The sequence below is a fragment of the Mesorhizobium sp. M0037 genome (assembly GCF_040323635.1).
Classification (GTDB): Bacteria; Pseudomonadota; Alphaproteobacteria; order Rhizobiales; family Rhizobiaceae; genus Mesorhizobium.
On the sequence record NZ_JAMYVB010000001.1, the window covers coordinates 806574 to 825239 of the forward strand.

21 protein-coding genes are annotated in these 18666 nt (G+C 61.1%); 4 read left to right on the forward strand and 17 right to left on the reverse strand.

The features are described from left to right. Positions 1-63: 63 nt before the first annotated feature. From NKJ78_RS04175 to NKJ78_RS04200, 6 genes are all read right to left on the reverse strand, one after another. Positions 64-1029, reverse strand: a complete 966-nt coding sequence (locus NKJ78_RS04175; protein WP_352459327.1) for an ABC transporter permease — start codon at positions 1027-1029, stop codon at positions 64-66. 3 nt (positions 1030-1032) lie between these two features. Beyond that, entirely contained in the window at positions 1033-2037 is a 1005-nt protein-coding gene (locus NKJ78_RS04180; protein WP_023738744.1) for an ABC transporter permease, read from the reverse strand. Next, positions 2034-3578 (reverse strand): sugar ABC transporter ATP-binding protein, encoded by a 1545-nt coding sequence (locus NKJ78_RS04185; protein ID WP_023738745.1) that lies wholly within the window; start codon positions 3576-3578, stop codon positions 2034-2036. Before NKJ78_RS04185 ends, NKJ78_RS04180 begins: the two co-directional genes overlap by 4 nt. A gap of 60 nt (positions 3579-3638) precedes the next feature. Beyond that, the gene (locus tag NKJ78_RS04190; RefSeq protein WP_023672664.1) at positions 3639-4619 is read right to left on the reverse strand and encodes an ABC transporter substrate-binding protein; all 981 of its coding nucleotides are present in this window, start codon (positions 4617-4619) and stop codon (positions 3639-3641) included. Between the two features lie 103 nt (positions 4620-4722). Further along, the gene (locus NKJ78_RS04195; protein ID WP_023738746.1) at positions 4723-6342 is read right to left on the reverse strand and encodes a GMC family oxidoreductase; all 1620 of its coding nucleotides are present in this window, start codon (positions 6340-6342) and stop codon (positions 4723-4725) included. Further along, positions 6339-7088: an FCD domain-containing protein gene (locus tag NKJ78_RS04200; RefSeq protein ID WP_023682469.1), complete on the reverse strand. Its 750-nt coding sequence runs from the start codon at positions 7086-7088 to the stop codon at positions 6339-6341. Before NKJ78_RS04200 ends, NKJ78_RS04195 begins: the two co-directional genes overlap by 4 nt. A gap of 210 nt (positions 7089-7298) precedes the next feature. On the opposite strand from NKJ78_RS04200, the gene NKJ78_RS04205 reads away from it, so the two are divergent. After that, a complete protein-coding gene (locus tag NKJ78_RS04205; protein ID WP_023738747.1) occupies positions 7299-8393 on the forward strand; it encodes a mandelate racemase/muconate lactonizing enzyme family protein in 1095 nt (364 codons plus the stop codon). A 293-nt stretch (positions 8394-8686) separates the two neighbouring features. After that, positions 8687-9097, forward strand: a complete 411-nt coding sequence (locus NKJ78_RS04210; RefSeq protein ID WP_023738748.1) for a hypothetical protein — start codon at positions 8687-8689, stop codon at positions 9095-9097. Positions 9098-9758: 661 nt separating this feature from the next. Here NKJ78_RS04210 and NKJ78_RS04215 read toward each other — a convergent pair. The 7 genes from NKJ78_RS04215 to NKJ78_RS04245 all read right to left on the reverse strand — a co-directional run bounded on the left by NKJ78_RS04215 (position 9759) and on the right by NKJ78_RS04245 (position 15218). Continuing rightward, on the reverse strand, positions 9759-10496 hold the full coding sequence (locus NKJ78_RS04215; protein ID WP_245260417.1) for an SDR family oxidoreductase: 738 nt from the start codon (positions 10494-10496) through the stop codon (positions 9759-9761). 70 nt (positions 10497-10566) lie between these two features. Beyond that, positions 10567-11064 (reverse strand): 2,4'-dihydroxyacetophenone dioxygenase family protein, encoded by a 498-nt coding sequence (locus NKJ78_RS04220; protein WP_031253402.1) that lies wholly within the window; start codon positions 11062-11064, stop codon positions 10567-10569. 203 nt (positions 11065-11267) lie between these two features. After that, on the reverse strand, positions 11268-11924 hold the full coding sequence (locus tag NKJ78_RS04225) for an NADH dehydrogenase ubiquinone Fe-S protein 4 (protein ID WP_245260418.1): 657 nt from the start codon (positions 11922-11924) through the stop codon (positions 11268-11270). Positions 11925-12105: 181 nt separating this feature from the next. Beyond that, on the reverse strand, positions 12106-12615 hold the full coding sequence (locus tag NKJ78_RS04230; protein WP_352562370.1) for an Hsp20/alpha crystallin family protein: 510 nt from the start codon (positions 12613-12615) through the stop codon (positions 12106-12108). A 74-nt stretch (positions 12616-12689) separates the two neighbouring features. After that, positions 12690-13166 (reverse strand): Hsp20 family protein, encoded by a 477-nt coding sequence (locus tag NKJ78_RS04235; RefSeq protein WP_023738754.1) that lies wholly within the window; start codon positions 13164-13166, stop codon positions 12690-12692. A gap of 240 nt (positions 13167-13406) precedes the next feature. Further along, a complete protein-coding gene (locus tag NKJ78_RS04240; protein ID WP_352459325.1) occupies positions 13407-13760 on the reverse strand; it encodes a hypothetical protein in 354 nt (117 codons plus the stop codon). A gap of 1281 nt (positions 13761-15041) precedes the next feature. Continuing rightward, on the reverse strand, positions 15042-15218 hold the full coding sequence (locus tag NKJ78_RS04245; protein ID WP_352459324.1) for a hypothetical protein: 177 nt from the start codon (positions 15216-15218) through the stop codon (positions 15042-15044). Positions 15219-15551: 333 nt separating this feature from the next. Here NKJ78_RS04245 and NKJ78_RS04250 point away from each other — a divergent pair, with 333 nt between their 5' ends. Further along, complete coding sequence (locus tag NKJ78_RS04250) at positions 15552-15725, forward strand: hypothetical protein (protein WP_023672650.1); 174 nt, start codon at positions 15552-15554, stop codon at positions 15723-15725. Between the two features lie 335 nt (positions 15726-16060). On the opposite strand, the gene NKJ78_RS04255 is transcribed toward NKJ78_RS04250, so the two are convergent. The 4 genes from NKJ78_RS04255 to NKJ78_RS04270 all read right to left on the reverse strand — a co-directional run bounded on the left by NKJ78_RS04255 (position 16061) and on the right by NKJ78_RS04270 (position 18366). Further along, the gene (locus NKJ78_RS04255; RefSeq protein WP_352459323.1) at positions 16061-16450 is read right to left on the reverse strand and encodes a hypothetical protein; all 390 of its coding nucleotides are present in this window, start codon (positions 16448-16450) and stop codon (positions 16061-16063) included. A gap of 373 nt (positions 16451-16823) precedes the next feature. Beyond that, positions 16824-17072, reverse strand: a complete 249-nt coding sequence (locus NKJ78_RS04260; protein WP_023672647.1) for a hypothetical protein — start codon at positions 17070-17072, stop codon at positions 16824-16826. Between the two features lie 242 nt (positions 17073-17314). After that, a complete protein-coding gene (locus NKJ78_RS04265) occupies positions 17315-17848 on the reverse strand; it encodes a J domain-containing protein (RefSeq protein ID WP_023672646.1) in 534 nt (177 codons plus the stop codon). 284 nt (positions 17849-18132) lie between these two features. Further along, positions 18133-18366 carry a hypothetical protein gene (locus NKJ78_RS04270; protein ID WP_032894393.1) on the reverse strand — a complete coding sequence of 78 codons (234 nt, stop codon included), beginning with the start codon at positions 18364-18366 and terminating at the stop codon, positions 18133-18135. 80 nt (positions 18367-18446) lie between these two features. Between NKJ78_RS04270 and NKJ78_RS04275 the strand changes: the two genes are divergently transcribed. Then, a complete protein-coding gene (locus NKJ78_RS04275) occupies positions 18447-18659 on the forward strand; it encodes a hypothetical protein (protein WP_023672644.1) in 213 nt (70 codons plus the stop codon). The last annotated feature ends 7 nt before the right edge of the window (positions 18660-18666 follow it).

Below are 18666 nucleotides of genomic sequence, written 5' to 3' on the forward strand. Positions count from 1 at the left end.
CGCACTGATTCTGCAGCGCCAGAGCTCTTTTGAGCTCATCGTGCTCGAAGGCGCTCGCCATCCTCAGGCAGTTTCGCGCCTTGCCGTAAGCCGTGCCTGGAGAAGGACGACGACGAGCAAAAACAGCCCGCGGATCACCGACTGCCAGTAGGCTGACAGCGAAATCCAACCCATGCCGTTTTCGAAGTTCAGGACGTTGAAAAGGATCCCGAGCAACAGCACGCCGGCCAGCGTGGTCAACACCGAGCCCGAGCCGCCGGTCAGCAGCGTCCCGCCCACGACCACGGCTGCGATGGCAAACAGCTCCCAGCCGACGCCCTCGATCGGCTGGCCTGCGCCGAACTGAGAAGCGAGGACGACGCCGGCGAGCCCGGCCAGGCACCCGCTTGCGACATAGACGAGAAATTTGACGCGGTCAGTGCGCAGCCCCATCAGCCGCGAGGCATCCTCGCCACCGCCGATGGCCAGCACCGTCCGTCCCGTGCTGGTGTAGTTCAGGACCACTGAGCCGACGGCATAGGCAACCAGGGCGATGACTGCCGGAATCGGGAAAATCCAGAAATTCCCTTGGCCGATGGCGGTGAAACCCGAATCGTAAGACACCGAAACGGTCTGGTTGCCGGCCAGAAGCAGCGCCGAGCCGCTTGCGGCCAGCATGGTCGCAAGCGTGGCGATGAATGGCATCAGGTTGCCGCGCGTAACCAGGAGCGCGTTGATCAGCCCGGCTGCCAGGCCGGCGCCAACGCCCGCTGCAAGGCCTGCCACGATGCCGTGCGGGCTCGCCAGGGCCGACGCGACGCTGCCCAAGGCGGCGACGGAGCCGACGGACAGGTCTATGCCGCCGGTCATGATCACGAAGCACATGCCGAGCGCGACGAGCCCGAACATCGAGTTGTAGCGCAGAACGCTCATCACGTTGAAGAGGCCGAGGAAGCGGTCGTAGCGCAGGAATCCGAACAGGACGAGGGCTGCAAGCGCGATGACGACACCGTAAGTGCCGATGATGCGAACCAGTCTGGCGCTGTTCATGGATTACACCCGGTGTTGCTGCTGCAGCCAGACGGCGAATGCGATGATGCCGGCCTTGACGACGAGCGCAGCGGCGTCGGGCACGCCATTGGCGAGCAGCGTGTAGCGCACCAACTGGATGGTCAGTGCGCCCAGCAGGGTGCCGATGATTGTGGCCTTTCCGCCACTCAACAGCGTGCCGCCCACCGCGACCGCCGCGATGGCGTCGAGTTCCATGCCCAGCCCCACGAGATTGGCGTCGCTGGAGGAGTTGATCGCAATGACGACGAGACCGGCTAGCCCCGCGCACAGGCCGCTGATCGCATAGACAACGAGCTTGATCCTCGATACGGCGATGCCGGCGAGTTCAGAGGCCTTTTCATTGCCGCCGACCGCCAGGATGCTTCGCCCGAACACTGTGCGGTGAAGGGCCCAAGCGGCCGCCGCAACCAGCACGGCCATGATGATGACCTGCGCGGGAATGCCGAGCGGGCGGGCAAGTCCGATCCACTGGAATTGCGGCACGCGGAAGGTCTGCAGATTGCCGTTGGTCATGACCTGCGCGATCCCGCGCCCGGCGATGAACAGCACGAGCGTTGCGACGATCGGTTGGATGCGGAAGCGCGAGACCAACCAGCCGTTGAACAACCCGAACAGGCCGGCGACGAAGATCGAGGCAACCATCGCGACGGCTACCGCCAGATAGATGTTTCCGACCGGGAAGATCGTGCCCATGAAGATCATCGGCGCCAATGCGCCGGAGATCGCCATCAGCGAACCAACCGACAGGTCGATGCCGCCGGTGGCGATCACCAGGGTCATCCCCACCGCGACGATCACAATCGTGCAGACCTGGGTTAGGTTGACGTTGAGTGTCTGCAGCGTCGCGAAATTGCGCGTATAGGCAAGGTTGAAGACCACCAGCAGCACAAGCGCGATCACCGTGCCGTAGCGCGCCAGGAAACCGAACACATCAAAGCGGCGGTTTCCAGCGTCGTTGGCTGCGGATGGTGTGGCCAGATCGCTCACGCTGCCTCCTTCGCCGCGCCGCCATGCGCCATCGCCGCGAGCACGTCCTCCTCGTCGGCTGCCTGGCCTTCCAGTTCGGCCACCCTCACTCCTTCGCGCAGCACGAATATGCGGTCGGCTCCTTCCATCACTTCCTCGAGTTCCGAGGAGATCATCAGCACGCCGAGCCCGTCATCGGCAAGCTTGCGGATGAGGCGCTGGATCTCGGCCTTGGCCCCGACATCGATGCCGCGCGTCGGCTCATCGAGAATGAGCAGCTTCGGGTTCATTGCCAGCCAGCGGGCAAGCAGCACCTTTTGCTGGTTGCCGCCCGACAACTCGCGGACCTTCTGGTTAGGCCCCGAGCATTTGATGTCGAGTTCACGAATGAAGCGCTCGACGATCTCCTTCTGCCGGGCCTCGTTCAGGATGCCATTGCGGCTGATTTTCGGCAGCAGTGCCAGTGTTATGTTCTCCGCGACGGTCATTTCCGGCACGATGCCCTCGGCCTTGCGGTCCTCAGTGCAGAAGCCCATCCCTGCGGCGATGGCATCAGCGGCACGTGCGGGGTGGTAGGACGCGCCCTCCATCGTCATCTCGCCTGCGCTCCGGCGGTCGGCGCCGAATACGAGGCGGGCTGTTTCGGTGCGGCCGGCGCCGAGCAAGCCGGCAAAGCCGGCGATCTCGCCGCGGCGCAGGTCGAAGCTCACGTCACGCACCAACTGGCCGGCCGCCAGCCCTTGCGCGGTAAACAGCACATCACCGATCCTCGACCGATCGCGTTCGCCGAACGCGGTCGCATGGCCTTCGACGGCTGCGACGTCGCGGCCGAGCATGGCCGCGACCAGCTCCAGCTTGCCGATGTCGCTCATCGCCGCGCTTCGCACCGTGCGGCCGTCACGCATGATCGTGACCCGGTCGCAGACCTCGTACAACTCGTCGAGCTTGTGGCTGACGAACAGAACGGAGACGCCGTCGGCCTTGAGCTGACGGATAACGCTGAACAAGACCGAGACTTCACGCTCGTCTAGCGAGGAGGTCGGCTCATCCATGATCACGAGGCGGGCGGAAAAGCCGATGGCGCGGGCGATCGCCACCATCTGCTGCGTGGCGGTGTTGAAATCGCTGAGCGGGCGGCGCACGTCGATGCCGATCGAGAAGCGGCTGAGCAGGCGCTCGGCTTCCGCATGCATCGCGCTCCAGTCGAGCAGGCCGCGGCGGCGCTTCTCGCGTCCAAGGCAGATGTTCTCGGTCACCGAGCGCAGCGGTACGAGATTGATCTCCTGGTAGATGGTGCTGATGCCGCTGACCTGCGCCTGATGCGGAGACCCAACTTCGAACGGCTTCCGTTCGAACAGCACCTGCCCCGCATCCCGGCGGTAATAGCCGGTGAGCACCTTGATAAGTGTCGATTTGCCCGCACCGTTCTGGCCGATGAGTGCGTGGATCTCGCCCGGAAGAACCTGGAGCGAGGCATCGGCCAGGGCAGGGATGCCGGCAAAACGCTTCTGGATGTTACGCATGTCCAGGAGCAGCGCGGCTTGGTCCGGCTGAGCGGTCATCGTCAAACTCCCAAACCCTACCCGCCGAAGCGGGTAGGGCAACTGGAAAGAAAGTGGATATCAGAACGCAATATCGAAGTCTTTCTTCGCGTTCGTGGCGTCGAAGAAGGCATCCTCGTTCTTGATGAACGGCGGGATCTTCTTGCCGGCCGCATAGTCGGCCATCGTAGCGAAGGCCTTCGGCCCGAACAGCGGGCTGCAAGCGCAGATAGCGCCGATCTTGCCGTCAATGATCGCCTGGACGCCTTCCTTCTCGCCGTCGATCGACAAGATCAGCACATCCTTGCCCGGGGTCTTGCCGGCTGCTTCCAAAGCGGCGATGGCGCCCAGCGCCATCTCATCATTATGCGCGTAGATGATATCCGCATCAGGGTGCGCCTGAAGCAGCGTCTCGGCGACCTGCCGGCCCTTGTCACGGGCGAAGTCGCCGGACTGCGACGCCAGGATGGTGAACTGCGAGTGCTTGGCGATGAAATCGTCGAAGCCTTTCTTGCGGTCGGTAGCGGCCGAGGCTCCGGTCGTGCCTTCCAGCTCGATGATCTTCGACTTGCCATTGGCGTTCTTGACCAGCCATTCGCCGACGCGGGTCGCCTCCTCGATGAAATCCGAACCGATGAAGCAGACATAATCCTCGCCCGGCTTGGCCATGGTGTGATCAACGTCGCGGTCGACCAGAAACACCGGTATACCGGCATCGCGCGCGGCAAGAATGACCGGCACCAGCGGCTTGTCTTCGCGGGGCGGCAGGAAGATTGCGTCGACGCCCTGCGCGATCATCGAGTTCACGTCGGAGGCCTGCTTGGCCGACGAACCGGCGGCATCCGTGTAGACCAGCTGATGGCCAAGCTTGGCGGCTTCGTCCTGCATGCTCTTGGTCTCGGCAAGACGCCACGGATTGTTGCTTTCCGTCTGGGCGAAACCGACCTTGTACTTGTCCTTCTTGGCGAGCGGCGGGAGCGCCGCGAAGGCGCGTGAGCCGAGTGTCAGCGCGACCGCGCCGGCGGCGGAGCCAACCAGTAGTTTTCGACGGGTAATGATCATGCTCTTTCCTCCTTTATCGTCGCTTTCAGCGACTGTGTAATTTCCTCACGATATCGGCCCAGACGGCTTCGGCGATGACGCCGTCGGGAAGCTGGATCAGGCGCTATGCCGCCTCCAAAATGAAGTCGGCGCAGCGGTCGCCCAGCATCATGGCGGGCGCCGCCGTATTGCCGGCATTGATGTTGGGGCAGGCCGACATGTCGGCAACCCGCAGATTGTCTATTCCGCGCACGCGCAGCGCCGCGTCCAGCACCGCCATCCGGTCGCTGTCCGAGCCCATCCGGCATGTCCCGGCCGGGTGGTAGTTGGTCTTCACAAAGCGCTTGCAATGCTTTGTCATGGCTTCGTCGCTGAGATCATCCTGGCCTGGCACGGCAATGGCCTTGACCCGATCGGCGAGCGGCTTGGTCTGAAAAGCCTGCAGGAAATAACGCTGGCCGGAGATCATTTCCCGCATGTCGTCGGGATGTTTAAGGAGGTTCGGCGAAACGATCGGCATGTCCTTCGGATCCGCCGAACGCAGCCTCACGAAACCGCGCGACTTTGGCTTCACCACCACTGTCGTCACGGTAAGCCCATAGGTGTTCTCGACCAAGGTCAGGATATCGCGGTCCAGATAGACGTGCGGTACGCAGAAGGCCTGGATCGTCGGTTCGCCCTCGGGATCGGCCGGATTGACGAAGGCTCCGGCCTCCACCCCCGCTGACAGGATCGTGCCGGTGCCGAAGAGCTTGAAATGCAGGCCGTTCCTGATCATCCGCCAGCCTTGGCCCTGCCTGAAATAGCCGTATGGGCCGTTTGCGATGGCGATGATCGGCACCTCCGGATGGTCGATCAGGTTTTCGCCGACCCCAGGCAGGTCGGCGACGCAGGAAATGCCGTGCCCGGCAAGCGCCTCGGCGGGGCCGATGCCGGACAGCATGAGCAATTTTGGCGAGACGAGGGCACCGGACGAGACGATCACGTCGGCATCCGCATGGACGGTATGCTCGGCGCCCGACGCATCCGAATAGACGACGCCGGTGACCCGACCTTTTTCGATCAGCAGCCGGCTGACTGTGCAATTGAGTTTCAGCGTCAGCTTGGGATCATTCGTCAGCGGCTCGATGAAGGCATAGGCGGCGCTGCTTCGCTTTCCCCGCCGGTTCATGAACTGGTAGAAGCCGACCCCGCGCTGCGACGGTCCGTTGAAGTCATGGTTGTACGGCAATCCAAGGCCTTGGACGGCCTGGACGAACCAACGGGAAACATCATCGATGTGGCCTGGATCCGAGACCAGCAGCGGACCTTCGCTGCCATGCAGTTCGCCGCCGAGGCGGTTGTTTCCCTCCATGCCGGTGAAATGCGGCAGCACCGCCTGCCAGTTCCAGCGTACGCCGGCATTGTTGCCGCGCAGCAGCTCGTCCCACTCCTCATAATCGGCCGAGCGGCCTCGCATGTAGACCTGGGCGTTGACCGAGGTGCCGCCGCCCAGCACGTTGCCTTGCGAGATTTCATGGACGCGCCCGTCGAGATGGGCCTGCGGCTCGGTGCGGTGATAGCGCATGAATTTCGAGCCGTTGATCATCTTGAAGATGCCGGGCGGCATGTCGAGCAAGGGGTGATGATGGGAATGGCCGGCCTCCAGCAGCAGGGTTCGCCGTCCCGCTTTGACAAGCCTTGCCGCCGCGACGCAGCCGGCTGCTCCGCCGCCCACCACGATATGGTCGTAGGACTGCGTCATGCTTCCGGCGCCTCACGGCTTTCGAATGTTCCGCGGACATACTCCCAGGCCGCCGAGAGGTGGTTGAGCAGCGCCCGCTCGGCGCCGTCAGGATCTCGCTCAATGATGGCCGTGCAGATTTCACGATGGCTGAGGAAATTCACGCGGTTGCGCTCGGGCGACCGTGGCATGCGCATCCAATGCGGCGACAGCCAGGCGGTAAATGCCTTGTGCACGACAGGCAGCACCGGGTTGCGCGCGATGTCATAGAGCGCTGCGTGGAACGCCACGTCCGTCGCATAGAATTTCTCGGAATCCGGGATGGCCGCCTCATTCATCGCCAGCGCCGCCCTCAGGGCTGTGACGTCATCCTTGCGGGCATGGATGGCGGCGTTGCGCGCCAGCGACGCCTCGAGGAAGACGCGCATGTCGTAGAGGTTCTTCACGCCCGCCTGGTCGCTCAGCAGATGTCCTACAATGCCGTCGAGGGCGCCGAGCGCGGCATCCAGGCCGGGCCGGCGCGCCACGGGTCGGAACCGCGGACGCGCTTCCACCAGGCCGCGGCTGGCCAGGCGCGCAATCGCCTCACGCACAACGCCCCGGCCCACACCATACTCGATCATCAGTTCGCGCTCGGCCGGCAGGTAGCTGCCGTCGCCAAGCCTTCCGGACGTGATGTCGGCCTCTATGCCGGCCACCATCGCGTCGGCCGCGCGGGCGGCGAGAATAGCCGCGGGCATCTCAGGACGCTCTTCCGTATCCAGCAAGCCTTTTCCTCCCAGATGGTCCTGTTATTAGAAGGTAAATCGGACCAAAGCACAAGCGGATTGATGCTTTTGTAGGACCAAAAATGACGGATTGGCTTCAGAACCGCTGAAAGACCAGCCACATTACCGCTGAAAGATCAGCCACATTGTTGCCAGTCAGCGCTGCCGGTGCAATTATGGTCCGATGAAAAAACGTGAATGGAGCGCAGCATGAGCCGCACCGAAATCAAGGAAGTCGAGACCCGGCTGTTTCGGGTCCCACTGCGTGAGGTGATGACCGATGCCAAGCACGGCGCGCACACGCATTTCGAGCTGGTCACCGTCACGCTGAGGCTTGCCGACGGCACCGAGGGCACAGGCTACACCTACACCGGCGGCAGGGGCGGCTATGCGATCAAGGCAATGATCGATCACGACCTCGCGCCGTTCCTCAAGGCTCGCGACGCAATACAGATCGACACGATCTACGACGGCATGCTCTGGCACATCCACTATGTCGGGCGCGGCGGCATCGCTTCTTTCGCGATCTCGGCGATCGACATCGCATTATGGGACCTCAAGGGCCGGCGTAGCGGCCTGCCGCTTTGGCAGATGGCGGGCGGGGCCGGGAAGAGCGCCAAGGCCTATCGCGGCGGCATCGACCTAAACTTCACCCTCGATCAGCTTTTGGCCAGCATCGATTCCTATCTCAATGCCGGCTTTACCGGGGTGAAGATCAAGGTCGGCAAGGACGACCTTGCCGAGGATGTGGCCCGGGTGAAGGCAGTTCGCGAGCGCATCGGCCCTCATGTCACCTTTATGGTTGACGCCAACTACGCGCTCGACGTCCCGCGAGCGATCGAGGCAGCGAGAGCATTCGCCGCCTACGATCTGCTGTGGTTCGAGGAGCCCATCATACCCGACGACTATGAGGGCTACGCCAGCATTGCCAAGGCGACCGGAATGCCCCTGGCAATGGGAGAAAACCTGCATGTCATCGAGGAGTTCGAGCATGCCTTCGCTTGGTCGAATCTCGCCTACATCCAACCCGACGCCTCCAACTGCGGCGGGGTCACCGGCTGGCTGCGCGTGGCAGCGCTCTCACACAAGGCTGGCATTCCGGTCTGCAGTCACGGGATGCAGGAACTTCATGTCAGCCTCGTTGCAGGTCAGACAAATGCCGGCTGGGTGGAGGCGCATAGTTTTGATATTGACCATTATACCACTGAGCCGCTGAGGCTTCAGGGTGGTTTGGCGATAGCACCCGACGAGCCTGGAGTGGGCGTTGTCTTCGACTGGCGGAAATTGGCGGATTTTCGCCAATAGCGCCCCCTGAACGGCGGCACGGCCGCATGCATTTTGTCCAGATCCTGCTTCCTCGTTCCGGCAACGCGGAGAGCGCTTCGCCGAGGAAGACTTCGACCGTCTGAAGAACGAACTCGCCGCCGCCGCAGCCAGCGGGCATACCACTTATCGGATGCCCCACTTACATTTGTAATTGCAGCGACGCTTGACCGGCTTTAACTCACGCGATCATAGCAGCGACACGACAAATGCAGGCGGCCACCCGAAAACGGGCAGAAGCTGCAAGCATTGGGTGCGCCTGCAGGGAGGCGGCGATGGTTGCAACGCGTACGGACACTGCACATCCGGTTATGGAGGACTTCATTCTATCACGGCACCGCTCACCGGTCCGCGAAGTTGGATTTTACGAGGCTATGAGTCAAACCCGACAAGCGATCGCCACATCGCGCGAGGTGCTGAGGCGCTTTCGCGAACGTCAGGGCGACGACACTCCTCGAGCAAAGAATACAGACCGTGGTCCTGTCGCCGTGTCAGCCTTCGATGCCGACATCATACGCGCTGCATGCCGAGATCTGATCGCGGAGATGAACGTGCCCGAGTGTCAATGGCGCGAGCTGGCGCGAAGTCTGGTGCGCGAATTCGTGGCCTGCGAGCAGACCGAAGCCGGTTTGGTGGATTGGATCGTCCGCCGGCCAGCGATGACGGAGACGGACGAGGCCGGCTGACCGGAGCCAACTGGCGGGGCGGCGAATGAGCCAGGAGTCAGTCGACCGCAATTAACGCGAGCAAACAGGTCTCCCGGCGACTTGTTGCGCGGGAACTGCGGTGATCCGAGGATCGGAAATTTTGGCGAGCGGCTTGGACACTTCTGATCCTCCTCGTCTGTAGCGTCGCGCTCGTGTTCGCATTTGAAGCATGTAGCGAGGACTGGCCGATGGCGTGACCTTTGGTTGAGTGGAGACGAATGCGTCCAGCCTACTGTCCAAGGCACGGCGACGGCCATGTCGCGTTGCTCCCGGCCTTCGCACACAAGGAGCCCAGGCCGGATGCCAACCAGGCTGCATTAGGCCAGTGGGAACAAATTGCGCGGGCCGAGCTTGGGCTAGCGTCGTACAGAGGTGCAAGTATGCAAGATAATTTTGACCGAGCTTCATCCGTCGCGGAGGTTGCGGAATCCTTCGTGAGATCCCGGAGGCCGTTCTCTGTCGTATCGACCCGGGATGCGGTCACGATTGTCAGGAAACAGGCAGCTTTTTGCGAGCATACGGATGGCGAGCTTGCGGAGTTGGTGGCGGCAATTGCGGTCAGGCATGGTCGACTGGTCGCGTTCGATCTTGATCTCGACGACACAGGCTTGGAGATCGGTCGCGCAGCATAGCCAACGCCTCACGCAATGAGATAGCCACCGTCAACCGGCAGAATTGCCCCAGTGATGAACCCCGCGAGCGGAGAACACAGGAACAAGGCGGGGCCAGTCAGGTCGCCCGGCGTACCCCAGCGACCCATCGGAGTGCGTTTCATCAATTCCGCGTTGCGAGCTGGATCGGCCCGTGGCGCGGCGGTCATGGCGGTCTCGATCCAGCCAGGCGCCAATGCGTTTACGCGGATGGCATCCCCGGCATAGGCGATGGCGAGCGACTTGGTAAGTTGCACGATGGCGCCCTTGGATGCGGCGTAAGCCGGCGCATGAGCCGCGCCGAAAAACGCGAACATCGAGGCGATGTTGACGATGGCGCCCCCGTTCGAGAGTGCCCCTCGGAACGCGCTCGCACTCCGCATGGAGCCGGTGAGATTGATATCGACCACCGTTTCGAAACCCTGGACAGTGAATTCGGCGGCGCGCAGGTTTACCCCTGCGCAATTTACGAGCGCTGCAACGGATGTGAACTGACTGGAATATCCTTCGACCGCAGTCATGTCCCGGACGTCGAGTACTGAATACGAGACGGCGGTGCCGTATGCACGAGCGGCCGCCACCTCGGCGGCCGTGGCCCCCGTCGCGTGGACGATTGCCCCGGCCCCGGCGAACGCCATGGCGATGCCCTTTCCGATGCCTGTCGTGCCTCCGGTAATGACGACGATCTTGCCCGCGAAGAAGGGCATGGCCCATATGGAATCGGTCACCAAAATCTCCTCGTTTCGCCTCTGTGGCGGAGCGCGAACTCATCGCAGCGGAAGACAAACGGGCGGATGCCTACCGCACGAATTGATCGACGAAATCCTCACCGAGACCCACGCTCGCATAGTGGTTTCTGCACATGTCGATCTTGGTGAAAACGTCCTCGAAACCAATCTGCTTGTTGTCCTTGTCCAGGTAAACCATGCAGCCGGAGATGTTGAAGAAGGTGATCATCTCGGGCACGTCGCTTGGAACCGTGAGCGTGTGGATTTCACCGGGCGGCTCGAAAACGTAAGATCCCGTCTCTGCCACCCAGTCGTGTTCAAGATAGTGCCAACGCCCCTTGATCACATAGCCATGCACGGGGGCCGGATGCAGATGACGGCTTAATATCCCGGCCCGGCGTACGCGGAGCAGATTGCACCACTGGCCTTGCATTGTGTTGAGCATAAGTGGTCGGAACCACACGCCCTTAGCCTGTGGGACCCAGACACGCTCGTCTTCGGGGACGGCAGCGATCGCGATCTCTTTCGGTGCCAGGGGATGGGCGGAGCCGTTGAAGGATTGATACATAGGAACCTCTGTCGCCAATTCATTGGAGTCCATATCAGCGCGATCCTAACAACTGGGCCGCGTTCTGCCGAGGCGCAATCGGGCGCCCACGCATTGGGAAAGTTGTCGGCGCGCGCCCGCCCGCTGCCGCGACCGCAAGCGGGAAGGGTTTCGGGATGGTCCGTTGGGCGTCGAAGACGATCAGTGGGTTCCTTCTTGCCTTATCATGCGGCTATCCGGGAGTGCACCGGGCTGGTCCTGGTCTGGAAGCCCCGGTTTCGGACTTCCAAGGCCAGCAAGGCGAGTTCGACCTCGTCCAATCGCGACGGGCGTGCATTTTCCGGCATGCCTTCGGCGGTGGCCAGGTCGATCAGATACTCGTTCCAGGCCCAGTTCTTGAGCACGGCGCGTTTCTCGTCGGGTGCGAGCACCGGGTCGTCCACGACCTCCATCGGAGAGGCGTAGAGTGTCTCGGGCTCCGAAAGCGCCGTCTGTATGTTCGCTGCCTGTGCACCGGCGCCATAGCCGTGACTTGCCTGGAGCCAAGCCAACTGCAGCCGCTGCCAAACCAGGTCGGAAAAGGCCTGTTCCTCCTCCGATACATGTTGTCTCCTGATCTTGGCCGGGGAAGCAGGAGGTGCCGCCTGCACCACGTAATTGAGGCTTTGACGCTCGGCATAACGGATCGCCGCTTCCAGCGTCGGAAAGTTCAGTTCAACCTGGGTCAGGGTGTCCCGGCCACCGGTATAGCCCATCAGCGGCTCGATGAACGGGGCTGTGCGGCGTTCGAAGACCAATCGCCAGTCCTTGCGGGGCTTTGCCGAGGTCATGGCCGAGCGGCAGGGCTGGTAGATCCGCGCCGTTGCGCCGTCCGGAAACACTGACCGTCCCATTGACAAAGCCGGCCCGTCTAGACGAGGCCGATTGTCATTGTCCGGCCAGACGGACGTCTTGGTTAGGTTTCTGTTGTCGCTGCTTTGAACTGTCTCCATTGCCTGTCCCTCCCGTTATGAAGGGTCGCACGGGCAGCGGCCGTAAGGGCCGCCACCCATACTGCATCCGTCAGTTCTTCCCGTTGATTGCGATCCGCTTGGCCTTCGCCTGCGCCCGCTCGGTCTTGGGCAACGTCACGGTCAGCACCCCGTTGTTGAAGGCGGCGTTGACCTTGTCTTCTTCAACCTCGTAGCCGAGCGGAATGAGGCGCTCGAAGCGACTGTAGAAGCGCTCGGAGAACTGCCGGTCCTTGTCCTCGGTCTCGGAACGCTTCTCGCCTTTAAGCTTGAGCGCCCCATTTTCCAGCAGGACTTCTATGTCGCTCTCGTCCAGGCCAGGTATTTCCGCCGTGACGCGGACTTCCTTGTCCGTGTCGGAGATTTCGACACTCGGCCAACTGGCGGCGAAAGAGGGACCGAAGGCCGGCAGTCTGGCGCCAAAGCTGCGGAAGGCGTCATCGAACAGCCGGTTTACCTCCCGGTGGAGGGAGACGAAGGGGTCTCGATCTCCATCAGGGAAGAGACTGGGCGCCGAGTTTCCGTTGCCCCGGCCCCATGGGATCAAGTCACGTACGCTCATTGTCTTTCTCCTTTCGTAGGTCTCTGAGCCGGGCGGGACGCCCGGCTCAAGCGAAAGCCTTCATGGTGGATTGCTCAGGCGGCCAGCTTGTCGGTCTCGACCTTGGGAGCCTCGATCTTCGGCATGGGAGCCCCGCTGGAGATTTCGATCTTGCGCGGTTTCATCTCCTCGGGAACCTCGCGCTTGAGATCGATGCTCAGCAGCCCGTTCTCAAGGCTGGCGCCCTCGACTTTGACATGATCGGCCAGTTCGAACCGACGCTCGAAAGCGCGCCCGTTGATGCCGCGGTAGAGATACGGGCCGTTCTCATCGCCGGATTGCGACCCGCTCACAACCAGCATGTTGGGCTGGTAGGTGACGGTCAGCTGGTCCTGCGGGAAACCGGCGACCGCCATCGTGATGCGATACTGATCATCATCAACCTTGGCGATATCGTAGGGCGGCCAGTTGTCGAACGAGGCCACACGACTCGCACTTTCAAGCATGTCGACCATGCGGTCGAAGCCGATGCTGGACCGGTATAGAGGGGTAAAATCGAGGTTTGTCTTCATAGCCACATCCTCCTTTGAGCAACATGGACAACAGAAGGCGCCAAGAGCCTTGCCGCCTCCTGGTGTTGCCGGCCCCATTAGGCTGCCGGCGACCATCAATTTAGAATCGCGACTTACACTTTCAAGAGCAAGAATAGGAAAATTTTCATCGGCAATCTGGGCGAACGCACCAATGCCACCCCTTCCGCCGGCGGGGTCACTCGCCGACGGGTCCATGGTGCAAGAACAACTACGTCGCCCTTAAATCCGATCGACGAATGGTACGAACGCGGCCACTGCCGCGCTGTCACTGCAGTCAGGACCGGCACGCTCATCCGATTGATCCAACTGTTGCAACGCATCCATGATCGTGTCGAAGCTGACCGGTTCACCCGCTCGCGGCAGCATGCGAAGCGCTGGCACGGATTCTACGGCGCAGGCATCCGATGCCCATGACGAAAGAATGGCGCGCTTGTCCTGAGCGTCCAGGGCAACGTCGGCCAAAACGTCGTGGGGCTGTTTGAAATGCCGCGCCGGATGCAGCAAGCGGTCCAGAAAAACGTCGGGGGCCACGGGTTCAATCGATGCAAAATAGGTCGAAATGGGTCCTTCCATGGATGGTCCTCGGCTTCAGACAATCTCATGCGTGTTTGAGTCTGGCGGCTCTCGCCATTCCCGCCGGCGAAATTTTGGAACGTCTCAAGCAAGTTTCAATGGCTCGGCACGGGTCACATTGCCGTCGTCAACGCCTTGGAACCATTTTATCGGGCCGGTCAAACAATCGGCGAGAATCTCAATTCTGACGTCGGGCGAACTCGAAGGCCGAATCCGGCAGGAGAAACAGTCATGTCTTACCCTCTCCAGGACCTTGTGCATTGGCTTGATCACTGAGCCCTGATGCTCTCGACCGGCCGCCTTGTTCCGGCCATCGCACAGGAAATTCCGAACGACTTCAGCGCAATCGTGTGTCAGAGACTGCCAGCGGCTGTCGCGATCACGACCAGGCAGATCATCCAGGATCAAACGACGCTCAACGACTTCCCCAGGTGATGTTGATACCGAGAGTCATCGTCCGGCACCCTGGGCGGCTCGACCACGACCGAAGCGAACGAGCCGTTCGCGATCGAGGGTGGCGGAGCATAGCGAGGGCTGCGGCCTTGGAGCGGCGAGGGGACTTGCCTACATCGCACATGTCGTCGATATGAAGGTCGATGAGTTCGCCGAAGGCTTCAGGCGCGCTAACAGGGCTTCGGCGTCTCACTGCGATCGACTTGGTGTCGGTGCCCTGGCGCCGCGCAACGTCGCGTTGCAGGAAGGTCTCGCTGACGCAGCGTGTGCGGTAGTTTCTAAGGTTCTGATGTTAAACAGATGCTGAAATATCAAGAGCATAGACTGGCCGTGGCCCCTATGATGGATGGCATAGATAGATCAACAAAATCAAATATTTATGAGGGTTCGTGTGCAAATACTGCACACGCAAGTTCCGCTTCTCTTCTTTTTTCGTTCCTACGAGGGAGCTGCCGAAAGGCCTTTTCGGACCCTCTTTTGCCGACGATACTATCCGCTCCAATGCGAATAAGCATCAGTGGAGGCACACCACAAACCCTGGCCGACGTTGAAGTCAAAACGTCCGGGGCGGCCTTCTTCTTGTCAGGGTCGATCGCCGGCAGTGGCGCAGTCGGCTCATGGAGCGGGGGCGACAGCAATTCATGACGAGATTGCTTTGACCAACGATCGGCCTGTTGCGACCGACGCATGGTCGACACCCACAACAGAGAACGATGCGACCAGAGATTTCACAGTCACCCTGTCCGGCTCTATCATCAAGGCCGTGGGCATCTCGTTCCAGTAAGGATCAGCCGGCGATTCGCCATTCCAAGGCCAAGCTAAGGGCACCTAGTGGGCCATATCGCGCAGAGGCTTCTTGCGCTTCGGCGGCACATAGGCCTGCACCAGCCTGACCTTGTCGATGTCGACCGTGACCGGCGGTCCTAGGATAATTGTCACCTTGCCGCCTTCCTCGTCGACATAGGTGACGTTGCCGACGAGTTCGATCTGCTGCCCGCGCTTCACCTTCGTCGTGCGATCGAGGATCGAAGGGGGAAGTTGTAGCTGGGTATGCTGACGCTGACGTGGTCCTCGTCGACCCGCCTGCGCACTGCGGCCGTTATCGCCACCTCGTCGCCGATGCCTATTCCCCGAGCCATGACAGGATTCTGAGCGGACAGCTTTTTAGTCAAGATGTAGCTAATATACGGCGCAGCCCTTGGCGGACTGACGGGCGCCACGGCCGAATTTGCCTATTTCCCAGCCGGCCAGGCCTGGCGCGTAGGCTGACTACCAAGTTATATACGCTCATGCTAATATGAGGGCACCACACCTTTATGAAGTAGGCAAAGGTGGAGCATGGTCAACGAGTCGGTGACAACCTACGTTGTGAGCGTGTTTGAAGCGCCGAACTGGCGCACGGTGCTTACGACCAACGACAAGGCTAAAGCCTTGGCCTGGGCGAGAGAGATCGGCGAAAACGTGCAGGTCGAGGAGATCACGCCGGAGCCAAAGGGTGCTAGCGCTGAGTAAAACGGCTGGTTGCTGCTGGGCGGCTGGCCGGAAGGACCGTTATCCTACCGGAATTGATCAAGCGCGACCGTGACGAGTGCTGCCTTGCCTTGCAGGCGGCTCACGTCGCGTTTGCCATGACAGGGGAGCCGGATTTGCAGCCACGCCTAGGCCGATACCGAGGCCGAGGAACAGCTTACCTGCCGCATCGATGGCGAAGGCGGGAGCAGGGCGCCACACGTCCTGGCTAGGCTCTCTGAGGGCGCTGGCGATATCATCGAAGATCGCTTCCTTGACCAGATTCTAGATCCAAATCGCGAATATGTGCGGCGGGTTTCTCGCAACAAAAACGGGCGCTACTTCTTCGTGATCCAATCCAGCAAGCCGGCTTCGATCTGCTCACACCCGACATATTCGCGTACCAAGCATTCAGCGACAACGCGCCACTGACACTCGGGCACGTCTGCATCCCTGACTAGATTTTGAAATGCGGAGCGGAGAACGTCGGCATCGAACCCCGATACGCGCATCGGCGCGAGATCGTCCTCGTCTTCGAGCACCTGGGCCATATCTTCGCGGTAGCGTTGGCGAAGGCGCTTGAGCAGTTCGCGCGACTCTTGGATGGCTTGCCGGGTGTGGTCGATGTGGCTGCGGAACGCAGCTGTTCCGGTCATCGACCGGCTCTGCAACTGAAAGCTGGTTTCCATCACCCCACGTGCGGTTTCTAAATGCTTTATTAGATCCATCGCGGCCTCACTTCCGGCGAAGGGAGTTATTTACTCTCTTTTTAGCGAAGGAGGTTCAAAGGTACGGTTTCGTACAGGGGAGGCCCCGGCCTAATCAGCCAACATTGAGCGTGGTCGGCGCTGTCGGGGGCAACGTTACAGTTGGGTGACGTGACGGTGCCGACCACACTGGAGAGTGGCATTAACCACACCCCGATCCTACCCGCAGAATGACAGCGCAGCAATTAAGCCTGATGGTCTAATCCGCGCTGCAACCATAACCCGATTTAAACTCGGTCCCTTCCCGAGTGCCCGTATGAGTTTGAGCTGTGAAGCACCTGCGCGGCGAGGAGGACCTCCGCCACGCCTCACTGCAGGACTTCCGCGAGGAGAACTAGCCCGGAGGCTTCTCCCGCGGCTGTGCCGGTCCTGTCATGTTCGGCTGGATGAATGGCGCCCTCTTGCCGGTAATGGTCTCAATCGACTTCAACAGCGGTCGATGGACCTCACGTAGAGCTTGGTAGTGCTCGCTGTGATACGCCAGGAGCGGCCCGACGATGCTCTTGTGCAGCGCTTCGGCTGCCGCGATGAAGCGCTCGATTTCAGCCCGGGAAAGCTGTTCGGAAGGTTTGGTTCTGGCCATTGGCGATCTCCGCTTGAGGGGGTCGCCGCAACGAGGACTACAATCCTACATGCCGGACTGCCTCACAATAGGGCTCGCTGGCCTACTTCGAGGGAAGCGATAGGACCAGCGTCAGCATGATCCTCATTGCCCCCGTCCGCAAGCGGCCACCGAAGACCCTATTTCCTCAGCCTATCTGGTCTCGGCAAAATGACGCGCGAAGCTCCCCTGGAGCCTTGCGGAATCTTCGGCAGATACCCTCTCTAGTCTCTACTCAGGAGCCGAATGCTGGTATCGCGACGCAGTTCGGAATCGGCGCGATCGACGCCTTCAACCGTGATCGCGATTGTCCCGTTCTCAATTCTTGCAATCCATCCCTTTGCCTTCATGTACCAGAGATGAAACTCCAGATGCTCTGGTGGACAGCCTAACAACCGTTCGATTTCGACGTCGCCAATGCCCGGATTGCCGACATCCTGGCGGCGCTTCACATAGAGCAGCGAAAGCAGTTTGGCCTGGACCAAAGCATCCTTCTCGACCCCTTTGGGGTCGCTTGCCTCCTCGACCAATTTAAGCCGCTCACCGGCATGCTCTCGATAGGAGATATCGTACTGGGCGCGCTTAACGGGATCCCTCAAGACGTTGTGTGCTTCTACTATTTCGCTGAAGCGGGCTTCGTTACCAGTTTGCTGATTGTCGGGATGATAGCGCATCGCAAAGTAGCGGAATATTCGCTCAAGTGTCTCCGAGTTGGCGTTTGGGCTGATCTCCAAGAGTTCGTAGTAATCGACGAACAATGCGCTGCTCCCTCAAACATCGCTCGACAGCCGCGGGGGCCGACCGCCTACATGGCGATGCAGTGCCCTCACTCGTCGAGTTCATATACGGACAATACATTGCGCCCGGGGTCAAGATGAGCGGGAGCTAGTGGACGTCAGCCAAGGCGGCTCCCGCGCGGGGTGCAACGAAAATGGCCGGGGCCGCAGTGGGAGATTGCCTGATCAGCGCCGGCCGGAGTTCGGGGTAGAACTCAATGCCGAAGCCGCCTGCGCAGCCAAGGTTGGGGTTTGACCGCGCCGTCCTATAATGGGACAGCGCGGTCAGGCGGTTTCGTCATCACGCGCAATTGCATCTGGTCGATCGTTGCGACGATGGCAGCCGCCAGCGCTTCCGCCTCATCCATGAGCCCCGGCCCATAGAGACCGTTCACCGCTTCCTCGCTAGGCAGCACGCCGGGCGGGCAGTGGTCCTCGATTGTGCGCCGGATGAGCGTCAACGCTGCCCGGCATTCGTCGGCTTCGATCTTCATAACCATTGAAACATGCGTTTGAGCTAAAATGTTCCGGAACCGATTTCGGGCTCGCGGCTTGAGACGGTGAGGGAAGAACACTAGTCATGCCCATCAGACGAAAAGCCGTGGATGCCGGGATCCTTAAGCCTGCCGAATTGGCCTTGCTAGGGCGCGTTTTCGAGCAGCTTAAACTCGTCGACGACCAATCACCCGATGCGCAGGGCCGGTTGGCCTCTCGGATCATTGCCAACTACATGGCCGGGATAAAAGATGAGGCCGAACTTCTCTCGCTTTCGAAGCAGCCGTTAGGGCGGTAAGGTCGGG

Bases quoted from the DNA above. Each gene is read 5' to 3' on its own strand.
- NKJ78_RS04175 (WP_352459327.1), bottom strand. From the start codon at position 1,029: ATGAACAGCGCCAGACTGGTTCGCATCATCGGCACTTACGGTGTCGTC.
- NKJ78_RS04185 (WP_023738745.1), bottom strand. From the start codon at position 3,578: ATGACCGCTCAGCCGGACCAAGCCGCGCTGCTCCTGGACATGCGTAAC.
- NKJ78_RS04190 (WP_023672664.1), bottom strand. From the start codon at position 4,619: ATGATCATTACCCGTCGAAAACTACTGGTTGGCTCCGCCGCCGGCGCG.
- NKJ78_RS04195 (WP_023738746.1), bottom strand. From the start codon at position 6,342: ATGACGCAGTCCTACGACCATATCGTGGTGGGCGGCGGAGCAGCCGGC.
- NKJ78_RS04205 (WP_023738747.1), top strand. From the start codon at position 7,299: ATGAGCCGCACCGAAATCAAGGAAGTCGAGACCCGGCTGTTTCGGGTC.
- NKJ78_RS04210 (WP_023738748.1), top strand. From the start codon at position 8,687: ATGGTTGCAACGCGTACGGACACTGCACATCCGGTTATGGAGGACTTC.
- NKJ78_RS04220 (WP_031253402.1), bottom strand. From the start codon at position 11,064: ATGTATCAATCCTTCAACGGCTCCGCCCATCCCCTGGCACCGAAAGAG.
- NKJ78_RS04230 (WP_352562370.1), bottom strand. From the start codon at position 12,615: ATGAGCGTACGTGACTTGATCCCATGGGGCCGGGGCAACGGAAACTCG.
- NKJ78_RS04235 (WP_023738754.1), bottom strand. From the start codon at position 13,166: ATGAAGACAAACCTCGATTTTACCCCTCTATACCGGTCCAGCATCGGC.
- NKJ78_RS04240 (WP_352459325.1), bottom strand. From the start codon at position 13,760: ATGGAAGGACCCATTTCGACCTATTTTGCATCGATTGAACCCGTGGCC.
- NKJ78_RS04250 (WP_023672650.1), top strand. From the start codon at position 15,552: ATGGTCAACGAGTCGGTGACAACCTACGTTGTGAGCGTGTTTGAAGCG.
- NKJ78_RS04255 (WP_352459323.1), bottom strand. From the start codon at position 16,450: ATGGATCTAATAAAGCATTTAGAAACCGCACGTGGGGTGATGGAAACC.
- NKJ78_RS04260 (WP_023672647.1), bottom strand. From the start codon at position 17,072: ATGGCCAGAACCAAACCTTCCGAACAGCTTTCCCGGGCTGAAATCGAG.
- NKJ78_RS04270 (WP_032894393.1), bottom strand. From the start codon at position 18,366: ATGGTTATGAAGATCGAAGCCGACGAATGCCGGGCAGCGTTGACGCTC.
- NKJ78_RS04275 (WP_023672644.1), top strand. From the start codon at position 18,447: ATGCCCATCAGACGAAAAGCCGTGGATGCCGGGATCCTTAAGCCTGCC.